This window comes from Lentzea sp. NBC_00516 (genome assembly GCF_036346835.1).
GTDB lineage: Bacteria > Actinomycetota > Actinomycetes > Mycobacteriales > Pseudonocardiaceae > Lentzea > Lentzea sokolovensis.
Genome location: NZ_CP107840.1, coordinates 8,402,814 through 8,415,030, shown reverse-complemented (window position 1 = coordinate 8,415,030; position 12,217 = coordinate 8,402,814). Strand labels below are relative to the sequence as shown.

General features: G+C 69.1%; 11 protein-coding genes. 5 read left to right on the top strand and 6 right to left on the bottom strand.

Annotated elements, in window-relative coordinates:
* Position 1: 1 nt before the first annotated feature.
* Positions 2–835 (bottom strand): hypothetical protein, encoded by an 834-nt coding sequence (locus OG205_RS38940; protein WP_330272818.1) that lies wholly within the window; start codon positions 833–835, stop codon positions 2–4.
* A gap of 18 nt (positions 836–853) precedes the next feature.
* Positions 854–1,363, bottom strand: coding sequence for a YbaB/EbfC family nucleoid-associated protein (locus OG205_RS38935; protein ID WP_330272817.1), 510 nt, complete (start codon positions 1,361–1,363; stop codon positions 854–856).
* Positions 1,364–1,478: 115 nt separating this feature from the next.
* On the opposite strand from OG205_RS38935, the gene OG205_RS38930 reads away from it, so the two are divergent.
* Positions 1,479–2,225 carry a hypothetical protein gene (locus OG205_RS38930; protein WP_330272816.1) on the top strand — a complete coding sequence of 249 codons (747 nt, stop codon included), beginning with the start codon at positions 1,479–1,481 and terminating at the stop codon, positions 2,223–2,225.
* 19 nt (positions 2,226–2,244) lie between these two features.
* On the opposite strand, the gene OG205_RS38925 is transcribed toward OG205_RS38930, so the two are convergent.
* On the bottom strand, positions 2,245–2,727 hold the full coding sequence (locus tag OG205_RS38925) for a MarR family winged helix-turn-helix transcriptional regulator (RefSeq protein ID WP_330272815.1): 483 nt from the start codon (positions 2,725–2,727) through the stop codon (positions 2,245–2,247).
* Between the two features lie 64 nt (positions 2,728–2,791).
* On the opposite strand from OG205_RS38925, the gene OG205_RS38920 reads away from it, so the two are divergent.
* Together OG205_RS38920 and OG205_RS38915 are read left to right on the top strand one after the other, a co-directional pair.
* Positions 2,792–4,186: an LLM class flavin-dependent oxidoreductase gene (locus OG205_RS38920; RefSeq protein ID WP_330272814.1), complete on the top strand. Its 1,395-nt coding sequence runs from the start codon at positions 2,792–2,794 to the stop codon at positions 4,184–4,186.
* A 56-nt stretch (positions 4,187–4,242) separates the two neighbouring features.
* Positions 4,243–4,716, top strand: a complete 474-nt coding sequence (locus OG205_RS38915; protein WP_330272813.1) for a hypothetical protein — start codon at positions 4,243–4,245, stop codon at positions 4,714–4,716.
* Here the strand turns inward: OG205_RS38915 and OG205_RS38910 are convergent.
* The 3 genes from OG205_RS38910 to OG205_RS38900 are packed head-to-tail and all read right to left on the bottom strand — an operon-like array spanning position 4,713 to position 8,857.
* Positions 4,713–6,800, bottom strand: a complete 2,088-nt coding sequence (locus OG205_RS38910; protein ID WP_330272812.1) for a M6 family metalloprotease domain-containing protein — start codon at positions 6,798–6,800, stop codon at positions 4,713–4,715. The genes OG205_RS38915 and OG205_RS38910 overlap by 4 nt on opposite strands.
* A gap of 51 nt (positions 6,801–6,851) precedes the next feature.
* Positions 6,852–8,195, bottom strand: coding sequence for a HAMP domain-containing sensor histidine kinase (locus OG205_RS38905; RefSeq protein WP_330272811.1), 1,344 nt, complete (start codon positions 8,193–8,195; stop codon positions 6,852–6,854).
* Complete coding sequence (locus OG205_RS38900) at positions 8,192–8,857, bottom strand: response regulator transcription factor (RefSeq protein WP_330272810.1); 666 nt, start codon at positions 8,855–8,857, stop codon at positions 8,192–8,194. Before OG205_RS38900 ends, OG205_RS38905 begins: the two co-directional genes overlap by 4 nt.
* 151 nt (positions 8,858–9,008) lie before the next feature.
* Between OG205_RS38900 and OG205_RS38895 the strand changes: the two genes are divergently transcribed.
* Both OG205_RS38895 and OG205_RS38890 read left to right on the top strand, forming a co-directional pair.
* Positions 9,009–10,226: a bifunctional glycosyltransferase family 2/GtrA family protein gene (locus OG205_RS38895; protein WP_330272809.1), complete on the top strand. Its 1,218-nt coding sequence runs from the start codon at positions 9,009–9,011 to the stop codon at positions 10,224–10,226.
* On the top strand, positions 10,223–12,217 hold the full coding sequence (locus OG205_RS38890) for an ArnT family glycosyltransferase (RefSeq protein ID WP_330272808.1): 1,995 nt from the start codon (positions 10,223–10,225) through the stop codon (positions 12,215–12,217). The genes OG205_RS38895 and OG205_RS38890 overlap by 4 nt, the downstream gene beginning before the upstream one ends.

The window sequence follows — 12,217 nt, the reverse complement described above, 5'->3', positions numbered from 1 at the left end:
GTCAGGCGTTGGCAGGCGGCATGTCGTAAGGCTTGACGGCGTCGTAGGCGGACTTGGCGTAGCCGCCGTACTCCGCGAACCGTTCCAGGCCCTTGACGAGGCCCTGCATCTTCTCCGCCAGCTTGGCCATCCGGCCGCCGAAGCGCGCCATCGCGGACGCGAGCTTCGACAGCCTGCTCGCGATCTTGGTCGCCATCATGGCGGCGCGCGTGCCCGCGTATCCGGCGAACGCGGCGATGGAGCTGCCCAGCGTGACCACGGCCGACGCGGCGGCGATCAGCGCGCTCGCGATCAGTTCGCCGATCAGGTCGGAGATCCAGCCGAACACCAGGGACCGCAACTCGCAGACGAGCGCGCCGGACAACGCGTAGATCGCCGCGGTCCCGTCCATGGTCTTGCCGAGCGCGTCGTACTCGCCCGCCATCTGCTCCATCTCGCGTTTGAACGCGTCGCCCGACGCGCCCTCCCAGTCGGCGACGGACCGCATGTCCTCACGGTGTTCCTGGGCGACCATCTTCATCTGCAGCGCGGCCTGCTTGAGCTGGTCGGAGTTCGCGTTGATCTCGTCGGGGTTGCCCAGCAACGCGTCCAGCGGCTCGCGCAGGAAGTCGACGTGCTCGAGCAGCCAGCCGACACCCGCGGATGCCAGCATTCCCAACGGGTTCGCCATCGTGGCGACCAGGTCCACCACCACGCCGGCACCGCCGAGCGCGACGTCGATGACGTCAGGCCCTTCGCCTTCGGACTCGGACGTCAGCGAGTCGACGAAGCCGGCGACGCTGTCCACCACACCCGCGCCGGTCGACCACGTGGTGGTGCTGTTCTCCTCTGCCACTGCTCCCCCAGACCGCTCTTACTGCTTCTTGAAGATCGAGTCGCCGCCGAAGTCGTCGTCCTCATCGGCGCTCGGACGCGGCGCGGGACGACGAACGGGCGGCGGAGGAGGCGCTGCGGTCGCGGCGCGTTCCTCGTACTCCTCGTTGAACGCGTAACCCGCGGGCTTCGGCTGCTCTTCTTCCTCCGGCGGCGGCAGGTACTCGGTGATCATCCGATAGGTCTCGGAGCCCTCGCCCTCGACGGCCGCGAACGTGTCGGCGACCTTCACCGCCGCACCCCGCTGCGCCTTGCGCGCGATCTCGAGGATCTCGCCGGACAACTGCGCGTGCGACTTCTTCATGGCACCGGCCGACAGCTCGAGGCCCGTCAGCGCACCGTTGGGCGCGACGGTCACGATGATCGTGCCGTCGTCCGACGCCGCCGAACCGCCTGCCTGCGCCAGTCCTTCCTGGACCGCCGCGGCCTTCGCCTGTGCGTCGGCGATCTTCGCCTCGAAGTCCCGCATCCACTCTTCGGGCGTCTTCACCTGTCCCCCAGATCACGTTCGGCCGTACGGTCCAGAGGATTCCACAACCGCACCGGACGCGTCGCCCGAACTGCCGGATCGACGCATCTCGCACCCGCAAGAGAAGGCTGACGCGATGAGCGAGGAGCTGAACCAGGAGCGCTTGGAGCTGGCTGGCCTGACGCAACGGTTCGGGCTGCCGCAGACGATGGCGGGCGACCCGTTCCCACCGTCGCAGGAAGGCGCGCCCCTGATCGTCGACACGGACGCCGACGGAGCTCCCGGCCACGTCATCGCGCTGGTCGTGGCCGCCACCGAACCGACGCTGGCACTGGTGACCACCGCGGAGGAACCGGACGGCAGCCGGGCGCGGTTCGTCAGGCACCTGCTCGACCTGCACGGGCGTGCGGATGTGCCGGTCGTCCCGGGTGTCGGCCTCGGTGCCGCGGAGGCGGCGGCACGGGTCGTGGCGAGCACGGACGGACCGGTCCGCTGGGCGGGCTTGGGGCCGGCGACGAACCTCGCCAGCCTGCTCGCCGGAAACCCCGCTCTCGCCGAACGGCTCGTCGTCACGCAGGAGGTTTCCGCACTGAACTTCCGGCGTGACCCAGCTGCGGCCAGGTCCCTGCTCACCAACGGAAAGCTGCCGAAGCTGGTGCTGCCGGACGTCACGCTGGAGCTGGAGATCTCCCGGTGCTCGGACGGGCTCACGCTCGCCACCGCTCTCCAGTTGCCGTTCGTGGCGCTGCGCCGCGAACGTGTGGTGTTCGACGACACCGGCCGGCCGGTCGCGGCAGAGGATGGCGATCTCGCACGAATCAGCGTCAAAACCGACCACCGCGCGTTCCGGGCCTGGCTCGACAGCAGGCTGAAGCGCCGATGACCCGCGCACTGCGGCTCGGTCAGCTCGTGCTCGCCGCGATGTCCTGCACGGCCTGGCAGGCGCTCGGCACCGGATCCAGCTCGTTGACGTGCCCGGCCAGCCGGCAGAGCAGTCCCTTGAACGTCTCCCGGTCCCCCGCGGACAGCCCGGACAGCACGTGCGCCTCGGCGTGCGACAGCCGGAGATCGAGCTCCGCCAACCGGGACCGGCCCACGTCGGTCGCCACGACCAGGCGGGTGCGGCGGTCCGTGGGCGCCGGGCGGCGTTCGACCAGCGACGCTCGTTCCATGTCGTCGAGCAGGTACGTCATGACGGTGCGGTCGATGCCCAGTTGCTGGCAGAGCGCGGACTGGCTTTCCGGCTGGTCACGGGTAGCGGCGGTGAGGATCTGGTAGCCGCGGTGGCCGCCGGGGAGGTCGCCGACGGCCTGGTTCGTCGCCTTGACGTAGGCGCGGAACACCACACCGAGGGTCCAGCCGAAGTCGTCCTCAAGCGCGGTCACCCGGCCAATGATAGCCCGGACAGAACGTCTGCGAAGCAGAACATCTGCGTGGCATACTTTCGGCATGACAGATTACGGCCACCCACTCGAGTTCGGGGTGTTCCTGCCGCCCGACGCCGAGCGGTTCGACGACACGCTGCGGCTCGCGCAGGCCGCTGACGTGCTCGGACTGGAGCTCGTCAGCATCCAGGACCACCCGTACAACGCGGCGAACCTCGACACGTGGACGTCGTTGTCGGTCATCGCCGCGACCACCACCAACGTCCGCGTGTTCCCCAACGTCGCGAACCTGCCCCTCAGGCCGCCGGCCATGCTTGCGCGCGCAGCAGCGAGTCTGGACGTCATCACCGGCGGGCGCGTGGAGCTGGGGCTCGGCGCTGGCGCGTTCTGGGACGCCATCGCCGCCATGGACGGGCCGCACCGCACACCGGCGGAGTCGGTCGAGGCGCTCGAAGAGGCCATCGCGGTCATCCGGGCACTGTGGACACCCGGTCGTGGAATTCGGTTGCAGGGCAAGCACTACTCGCTCAGCGGCGCTCGCCCCGGACCGTTTCCCGCGCACGACATCGGCATCTGGTTGGGCGCGTACAAGAAGCGGATGCTCCAACTCACCGGTCGCCTCGCCGACGGTTGGTTGCCGTCGAGTCCCTATGCGCCACCACAACAACTCAAAGCGATGAACGCCATCATCGACGAGGCCGCGCAAGAAGCCGGGCGTGCGCCCAAGGACATCCGCCGGATCTACAACATCGGATCCGAGTTCACCGCGGACCAACTCGCCGAACTGGCGCTCAACGACGGCATGAGCGGTTTCATCCTGATGGTCAACACCGACGACGAGCTGCGCACGTTCGCAGAGGAGGTCGCACCGGCCGTGCGCGAGATCGTGCAGAAGGAACGCGGTTCGACACTCCTGTGGGACGAGTCCAAGCGCCCAAAAGGCCCGGCGCCTGAAGCGGACGCCGTCTACACCGCTTCGGGCAGGGCGATGGGCCGTCAGCTGATCGGGGTCCACAACCACCTGCGCGACGAGCTGACGAAGGTCCGTTCGATCGTCGACCAGGTCGCGGACGGCATCCTCGACGTCGGCGAGGCGCGGTCCGAGATCAACACCATGACCATGCGCCAGAACAACTGGACGATGGGCGCGTACTGCGAGAGCTACTGCCGGCTCGTCACCCTCCACCACACGCTCGAGGACACGAGCCTGTACCCGCAGCTCAGAGAGGGCGACGCGCGCCTCGGCCCGGTCCTCGACCGGCTGACCGAGGAGCACCAGGTCATCCACGAGGTGCTCGAACGCCTCGACGCCGCGCTGGTGGCCACGGTCGCGGAACCGCACCGGATCGGCGAGGTGCAGAAAGCGGTCGATCTGCTCACCGACACGCTGCTGTCGCATCTGTCCTATGAGGAGGGCGAACTGGTCGAGCCGATGGCCCGCATCCCGTACCACCACTGAGTGCACTTGGGCGTGTGCGGCGCCACGCGGCCGCTGACTGCCAACAGACTGGGTTCGTGGACACCAGGAAGCGAGTCGATCCCGTCCGGCGCGGTCGCACCATCCTGGGGGCGTCGTTGCTGCTCACAGCCGTCGCCGCGGGGACAAGGGCCGCCGTCGGGTTCAGCTACGCGCCCGAGCTGGAGTCCGCGATCCGCGCGAAGGACGGCCTGGACGTCACGATCGCGCTGCACACCGGGCTGACGTACGCGTGGCTGCTGTTCGCGGTGCTGACCGGGATCGCCGCGGTTCCGTTGCTGGTCAACGGGTCGGGCCGGACGTTCGCGGCCGGTGTCTGCTACTCGCTCGGCATGCCGTTGCTGCTGTTCAGCATCGGCGTGATCGCACCGGTCTCCACGGTCCAGACGCTGACGTGGCTGGCGTGCGGCGCCATCTTGCTGTTGGTGTGCTTCGTGATGCTGACGTCAGGACCGGTTCCGCAGCGGCAGGCTCCGGACCGGCGCGGGCCGGTCCGGAGCCGTCGCCGCTAGCGGCCGGTCACCGTGCAGGTGGCCGTCGCGGACCTGCCGGGGTTGCTCTCCGACACGGCCGTGAGCGTCACCTTGGACATGATCGGACCACTGCCCCGCTGCGCGTGCACCGGAACGTCGACGGTCCCGCCGAACTTGGCCGTGGCCAGCGCGTTGGGCACCGACACGGTCCAGCCGTTCTCGGCCTTCGCCGTCACGCGGTAGACGTCACCGTTGAGGTACTGGTCGACGGGCTCCGGGTGCTGTCCACCGGGAGGTGCCGTGCGGCCGGTGTTGGTCAACGGGAAGCGGCACGTCGCCACGCCGTCGGTGCCGGCACGAGCAGCGGTCGGGTTGACCCGCACGCCGCGTTGCTGCGGCCCTGCGCCGTCCAACGACCGGACCGCCACCGTGTAGGACAGCACGCCACGGGAGTCGCGTTGCAGGTCCAGCACGTAGAAGTGCAGGCGGTTGGCCGTGTCGACGAACTCGAACTCGCTGCCGGAGTTCGTGCCCGCGTGCAGCAGCGCGTCGGACAGCTGGCGGTAGTCGCCGATCGTGATCGGGACCTTGGTGCCGTCGGGCAGGACGTAGTCGGTCATGCCGATGTCCTGCGGGTTCGAGTCGATCACCCACGTGAACGGCGCCGCGTCGGCGTTCTTCGTCTTGGCCAGCATCACGCCGGAGTCCGGGGTGAACGAGTCGGCGCCCATCCGGTCCACGACTTCGAGCGTGTAGTTGTTGTAGCCGCCGCCGTCGCAGAACGGGTTGGTGGAGACGTTGCAGGACGGGGACTTGTCGCCGGTGCCCAGCGCGAGGTTGATGCCCGTCAGGCCGGTGGTGCCGGGATTGACCTCGCGCGCGGTGATCTTCGCGATGACCGTGCCGGAGCCGGCCAGGGCTTCGCGCGACAGCCGCAGGACGTTCTTCTCGTCCACGATGCCGAGCTTGATCTTGTTGCGCAGGGTCTGTTGCGCACCGAGCGATCCGCCGCCGGTCGACGGGATCGTCCAACGGGAGTGCGGGCCGCCGGGGCCGTTGAACGAACCGCGCGACAGCATGTCCCACGGGCCGCTGTAGTCACGACGTGGCGGGCTGCCGTACGGGTTGTTGTAGTTGTCGCCGATGCCGAGGATGTGGCTCAGTTCGTGCGCGTACACGCCCTGGCCGGAACTCTCGGCCTGGGTCGACGAGCCGCCGCCCGCGTTGGGCCAGATCGACGAGCCCGCGGCCCACGACGTCCAGTCCACGTACCGAGTGCTCGACCAGTTCGGCAGCGCGGGATCCGGCGGACCGAAGGCGTCGGTGACGTCCTCCTTGGTCCGGAACTTCATCATCCCGAACTCCTGCCACGTGCCGGACTCGTCCTGGCCCGCCGACAGGTAGTAGGTGAAGTCGTAACCGGCGGGCACCTCGGCGCCGACGTCGGCCACCCACGCGGCACGACCGTCGGTGCGGATGTTGCGGTTGCAGGAGTCGCCTGCGGGACAACCGGTTCCGCCCTGGAACTCCATGGCGTACTCGTGGTCCTTGCCCGGCATCGTGTACGGGCCGAACGCCTTCAGGTCGACGCCGTAGCGCCCGCCGGAGGTCTCCATCCAGTACTCGTGCACGGTGTGGCCGCGGTTGAGGCCGTTCGGCTTGTTGAGGAAGTCCTGGTAGAACTGCCCGACCTCGGCGCGTGGCACGTTGCTCGCCTCAGCGCTCGGATTGCCGAACACCGTGGAGTTCTTGGCCTGCGTGACGACGAACGGCTGGTTCGGGTAGTCCAGCAGGACCAGCGCGCCCTTGAAGGTGCGCACCGAACCCTTGACCGCCGGGTCGGCCCAGTTGGTCCCGGGGATCTTCCGATAGTCCCGTTCCCACGTCATGTGGTCGGGGTTGACCCAGTTCTGCGGGTCGATCGGGCCGGGGAACCCGTTCTGCGCCAGCACACGCGCGGTGTCCCGGGACTGTTGCCACGGCTGTTGCTGCGGCCAGTGGTTGTACTGCCAGTGGTTCGACGGTTCTTCCGGGGGAGCTGCGGCGGAGTTGCCGGCGGTGAACATCGCGACCGAGAGGAACGCGGTGATCAGCAGGGCAGGGCGCCGGTGTCTGCGGTCCATACCACCACCGTGGTGCAGAACGACCCGTGCGAACCAGCGCCGATCGTCTGATCAGTTGGCCGGCAGCTCGATTCGCACCGACGCGCCACGCGGTCTCGGCACAAATCGCACGCTGCCGCCGTGCACGGCCACGACGTCCGCCACGATCGCCAGCCCGAGACCGGATCCGGGCAGGCCACGAGCGTCGGGAGCGCGCCAGAACCGTTCGAACGCCGAGTTCCTGTGCTCGAACGGCACTCCCGGTCCCTCGTCGCTGACGGTGAGCCAGCCCGGTTTCGAGCGGACGGTGATCGTGGAGCTCGCGGGCGAGAACTTCACGGCGTTGTCGAGCAGGTTGAGCACACTGCGTTCCAGCGCGCTCGCGTCGCCGACGACCGACCAGCCGGCGCGATCGACGTCGAAGAGGTGGTCGTGGGCCCGGCTGCGGGCGCGTTCGACGGCCCGGTCGATCACTCCGGCCACGTCGACGGGCTCGCTGGCCAGTTCGCGGTCGTCGCGGGCGAGCACGACCAGTTCGGTGACGAGATCGCCGAACTCCTGGCTCTGGGCCTGCAGGCGGTCGAGGACCTCGCGCCGCTGGGGCAGGTCGCGGCCCGTTCGTTCGCTGCGCACCAGCAGGTCGATGTTGGTGCGCAGACTGGTCAACGGGGTGCGCAGCTCGTGCGCGGCGTCGTTGACGAGGTTCTTCTGACGGCGGCGGGACTCGGCCAGCGCGGCGGTCATGGACGTGAAGGCACGGCCGAGGCGGCCCACCTCGTCCTGGCCGTCGACCGTGATCGCAGTGGCCAGGTCCTGGGTGCGCGCGATGTGCTCGGCGGTCTCGGCGAGACGTTCCATCGGGGCCAGGGCGCGGCGGGTCAGCCAGAGGCCGGTGCCGGCCACGAGCAGCGCGCCGAGGATCGAGACGGCCACCAGGACTCCGCCGAGCGTGGTCAGCGTGGTGTCGATCTCGGCCGTGCTGCGGCTCAGGATCAGCACCTCGCCGCTGTCCATCGGTTGCAGGAGAACGCGTGCCTCGGCGCCGGACTTCGTGATGCCGTCGCGGAACGTCGGTGTCGTGACGAAGTCGCCGGCGACGTTGACGACAGGGTCGACGCCGGGGGGCGCGCAGGTGCTGCCGTCGGCGTTCAACGTCTGGATGCCCTGCAGGACCTGTTGCAGTCCCTCCGTCGGAACGCCCTGGTCGCAACGGATCTTGAACTCGCGCCGTTCCCCCGGTGCCAGCGGCTGGCCCATCCGCGGTGGCACGCTCGCGAGCAGCGACTTGTCGAGCTGGGAACGCAGGTTGTGCTCGGTGGCGAGCCAGGTGACGACGCTGATCCCGGCGATGGCGACCGCCACGACGCACGCGGTGATCAGCGCGAGCTTGCTGCGCAGCAGGACCGGACGGCTCATGGCGACTCGCGCAGGATGAAACCCACGCCGCGCACGGTGTGCAGCAGACGGGTGCGGCCGCCGGTCTCGGTCTTGCGCCGCAGGTAGCCGATGTACACGTCGAGATTGTTCGTGCCGTTGTCCTGGCCCCACACGGCGTGCTTGAGGTGCTGCTTGGTCAGCAACCGCTCCGGGTTGCCCAGGAAGACCGCCAGCAGGTCGAACTCGGTCGGGGTCAGGTCGAGCCACTCGCCGCCGCGCACGACCTCGCGGGCGTCCGGGTCCAGCACGAGATCGGCGAACCGGAGCGTGCGCGGGACCGCGCGCCGCCGGTTCTGCTTGAGCAGCGCGCGGACCCTGGCCAGCAGTTCTTCCAGCGCGAACGGTTTGACCAGGTAGTCGTCGGCGCCGGCGTCCAGGCCGGTGACCCGGTCGCCCAGCGCGTCGCGGGCGGTGAGCATCAGCACGGGCAGGCGTTCCCCGGCCGCGCGCAACCGGCGGCAGGCCTCCGAACCGTCGAGGTTCGGCATCATCAGGTCGAGAATCGCCAGGTCGGCGCCCGCGAGCCGGACCAGTGCCTCTGCCCCGTCCGCGGCGGTGGTGACCTCGTAGCCCTCGAACTCCAGGCTGCGCCGCAGACTGTCCCGCACGTCCGGGTCGTCGTCCACCACGAGCAGTCGCATGCGCAAGACGGTAGGGCTCTTCGCTGTGAGCGAGCTGTGTGTATGCGCTCTAACGATTCTCTCAGCAGAAGCCAAGGACGTTCTCACGACAACGTCAGCAGGCTCGGTTGCACAACGGTCACAGCTGTGTCCACAGTGGAACGGAGATGACATGGCGGTGAGCACCGCACAGGCCACGGGGACGGTGGACATCATGATCCCCGTCTACAACGAGGAACGCGCACTGCCCGGCTGCGTAGACGTGCTGCACGCGTTCCTGACCGAGCAGTTCCCGTTCGACTGGTCGATCGTGGTCGTGGACAACGCGAGCACGGACTCGACCATGGAGGTCGCCTGGGAGCTGGCTCAGAAGTACGAGCGGGTGCGCGTGCACCACCTCGACCGCAAGGGTCGCGGGCTGGCGCTCAGGGAGTCGTGGGGCTCCAGCGAGGCCGCGGTCGTCGTCTACATGGACGTCGATCTGTCGACCGGCCTGGACGGGTTGCTGCCGCTGGTCGCGCCGTTGCTCAACGGCCATTCGGACCTGGCGATCGGGTCCCGGCTGGCACCGGGCTCGCGCACGGTCCGCGGACCGCGGCGGGAACTGGTGTCGCGCGCCTACAACGCGTTGATCAGACTGACGCACGGCGCGAAGTTCAGCGATGCCCAGTGCGGTTTCAAGGCCGCGCGCACGGAGGTCGTCCGGCCGTTGCTCGGCCAGGCCCGCGACGAGGCGTGGTTCTTCGACACCGAGCTGCTGCTCCTGGCCGAGCACAACGGTTTGCGCGTGCACGAGGTGCCGGTCGACTGGGTCGAGGACGTCGACAGCCGGGTCGACGTCGTCGGCACCGCCATCGACGACATCAAGGGGTTGATCCGCGTGGCTCGTGCGAAGGCCAACGGCACGGCTCGCGTGAACGGGCTGCCGCAACGGCCTCAGCCCCGTGCCATCCACCCGGACGCCGTGCTGAGCCGCAGCGAGGGCGGGCTTTCCTGGCAGGTGCTGTCGTTCGCGGTGATCGGCGTGATCTCCACGCTCGCGAACCTGGCTCTGTACGGCGTCTTCCGGCTGTGGTGGCCGGTGCTGGTGGCCAACCTGGTCGCGTTGATCATCACGACGTTGTTCAACACGGAGGCCAACCGCCGCTTCACCTTCACGGCCCGCAACACCGCCCGCGGCAAGACGCATCTGCAGGGCTTGGTGGTGTTCGGGCTCTACTACGCGTTCACCTCGACCGCGTTGCTCGTGTTGCACGCGGTCTCCCCCGACCCACCGCGCACCCTCGAACTGGTGGTGCTGCTCGGCTCTTCCGCGCTGGGCACGGTGGGGCGCTTCTTCCTGTTGCGGAGCTGGGTGTTCCGCCGGGACAACCGAAAGGACCAGGCATGACCGCCACGGCCGAAGTGGCCGCCCCCGCCGACGTACCGACCGAATCGCGTTCTCCCCGTTGGCCCGCATGGGTTCTCGTGGCGATCTGCGTGCTGGCCGGTGCGCTGTACGTGTGGGCGATCGGCGCCGGACAGGTCGGCAACTCCTACTACGCGGCCGCGGCGAAGTCGATGTCGACCTCGTTCGGCAACTTCCTGTTCGGCTCGTTCGACCCCGCCGGTGTGGTGACGGTCGACAAGCCGCCGATGTCGTTGTGGCCCCAGGCGATCGCCGTGTGGATCTTCGGTTTCCACGGCTGGGCGGTGCTGCTGCCGCAGGTGATCGAGGGCGTGGCGGCGGTGTTCCTGTTGCACCGCACCGTCCGGTTGTGGGCGGACGAGAAGGTGGCGCTGCTCGCCGCGCTGATCCTCGCGCTGACGCCGATCACCGTGGCGATCAACCGCGACAACAACCCGGACACGTTGCTGGTGTTGCTGCTCGTCGCTTCCGCCTACGCCTTCACCCGGTCGGTTCAGTCCGCCGAGAGCCGGCCGCGGACGAAGTGGTTGCTGTGGTGCGCTTTCTTCATCGGCTGCGGGTTCCTGACCAAGATGCTGCAGGCGTGGATCGTGGTGCCGGGGTTCGCACTGGCCTACCTGGTGGGGACCTCCGCTCCGGTGAAGCGCCGGATCCTCGACCTGCTGGCGGCCGGCGGGGTGCTGGTCGCGTCGTCGTTCTGGTGGGTGGCGCTGCACGCGTGGTGGCCGGGGTCCAAGCCGTACATCGGCGGGAGCACGGACGGCGGCGCGTGGGACCTGATCATCGGGTACAACGGCCTGGGGCGGGTGTTCGGCGGTGACGGCAACCGGGGTGGCGGAAGCATGCCTCTTCCCAGCGGCGCGGTACCCACCGGACAGGGCCCGATGGAGTTCGCGGGTCCTGGTGGCAGTGCGATGTTCGGCGGTCAGCCCGGCATCCTGCGCATGTTCGACGCCTCGGTCGGCGGGCAGATCTCGTGGCTGCTGCCGTTGTGCCTGCTGGTGCTGGTCGCGGTGTCCGTCGCGGGCGTGCTGCGGTGGCGGCGCGGGGTTCCGGGTGTTCCGGCCGAACGCGCGGGCTGGTTCATGTGGGGCAGCTGGTTGCTGGTCACGGCACTGGTGTTCAGCCTCGCACAGGGCATCTTCCACCCGTACTACACGACGATGCTCGCACCGGCTGTTGCGGCGATCAGCGCCGCCGGGATCGTGATGTTCTGGCGCGCCAAGAGCTTCGTGCGCTTCTTGCTGCCTTTGTCGGTCGCGATCACGGCCGGGTGGGCGTTCGTGCTGGTCTCGCGGGACACGTCGTTCCACGGCTGGACGCGGTGGGCGGTGCTCGGGGTCGCCGCGGTCGCCGTCGTGGTGTTGCTGGTGGGCCTGCGGCGGGCCGGACTCGTGGCGGCGGTGGTCGCGATGCTGCTGGTACCTGCCGTGTGGTCGACCGCCGTCGCCGCTAGGGCCGGTACCAACGGCGTGATGCCCGCTGCCGGTCCGCAGCAGCAGGGGGGCGGAATGATCTTCAGCGGCGGGCCGCCGCCAGGTGGCAACAGGCCTGCCCGCCCCCAGATCGGCACGATGCCCGGACCGGGCGGTGGCCGGGGCGAGCTGACCGACGAGCAGAAACGAATCCTCAACTACGCCAAGGAGAACAGCGGTGGCGCGGAGATCACCCTGGCGGTCGCAGGTTCGGCGCAGATGGCGTCGCCGTTCATCATGAGGACCGATGAGGTCGTGATCGGCATGGGCGGGTTCTCCGGCTCGGACAACGCGCCGTCGGTCGACCAGCTGCAGTCGTGGGTCAGCGAGGGCAAGCTCAAGTTCGTGCTTGGCGGCGGTGCCCAGATGGGTGGTCGCGGTCCTGGCGGCCGCGGCGACAACGGCCGCCAGGAGTGGATCACCGCGCATTGCTCCACTGTGGACCCGAGCGCCTACGGCGGTGGATCGGGACTGGAACTGCTGGAGTGCCGCGCGTGA

What these genes read in the sequence shown, in the direction of transcription:
- OG205_RS38930 (WP_330272816.1), top strand. Translation starts at nt 1,479, where the DNA reads ATGAGCGAGGAGCTGAACCAGGAGCGCTTGGAGCTGGCTGGCCTGACG.
- OG205_RS38920 (WP_330272814.1), top strand. Translation starts at nt 2,792, where the DNA reads ATGACAGATTACGGCCACCCACTCGAGTTCGGGGTGTTCCTGCCGCCC.
- OG205_RS38910 (WP_330272812.1), bottom strand. Translation starts at nt 6,800, where the DNA reads ATGGACCGCAGACACCGGCGCCCTGCCCTGCTGATCACCGCGTTCCTC.
- OG205_RS38905 (WP_330272811.1), bottom strand. Translation starts at nt 8,195, where the DNA reads ATGAGCCGTCCGGTCCTGCTGCGCAGCAAGCTCGCGCTGATCACCGCG.
- OG205_RS38900 (WP_330272810.1), bottom strand. Translation starts at nt 8,857, where the DNA reads ATGCGACTGCTCGTGGTGGACGACGACCCGGACGTGCGGGACAGTCTG.
- OG205_RS38895 (WP_330272809.1), top strand. Translation starts at nt 9,009, where the DNA reads ATGGCGGTGAGCACCGCACAGGCCACGGGGACGGTGGACATCATGATC.
- OG205_RS38890 (WP_330272808.1), top strand. Translation starts at nt 10,223, where the DNA reads ATGACCGCCACGGCCGAAGTGGCCGCCCCCGCCGACGTACCGACCGAA.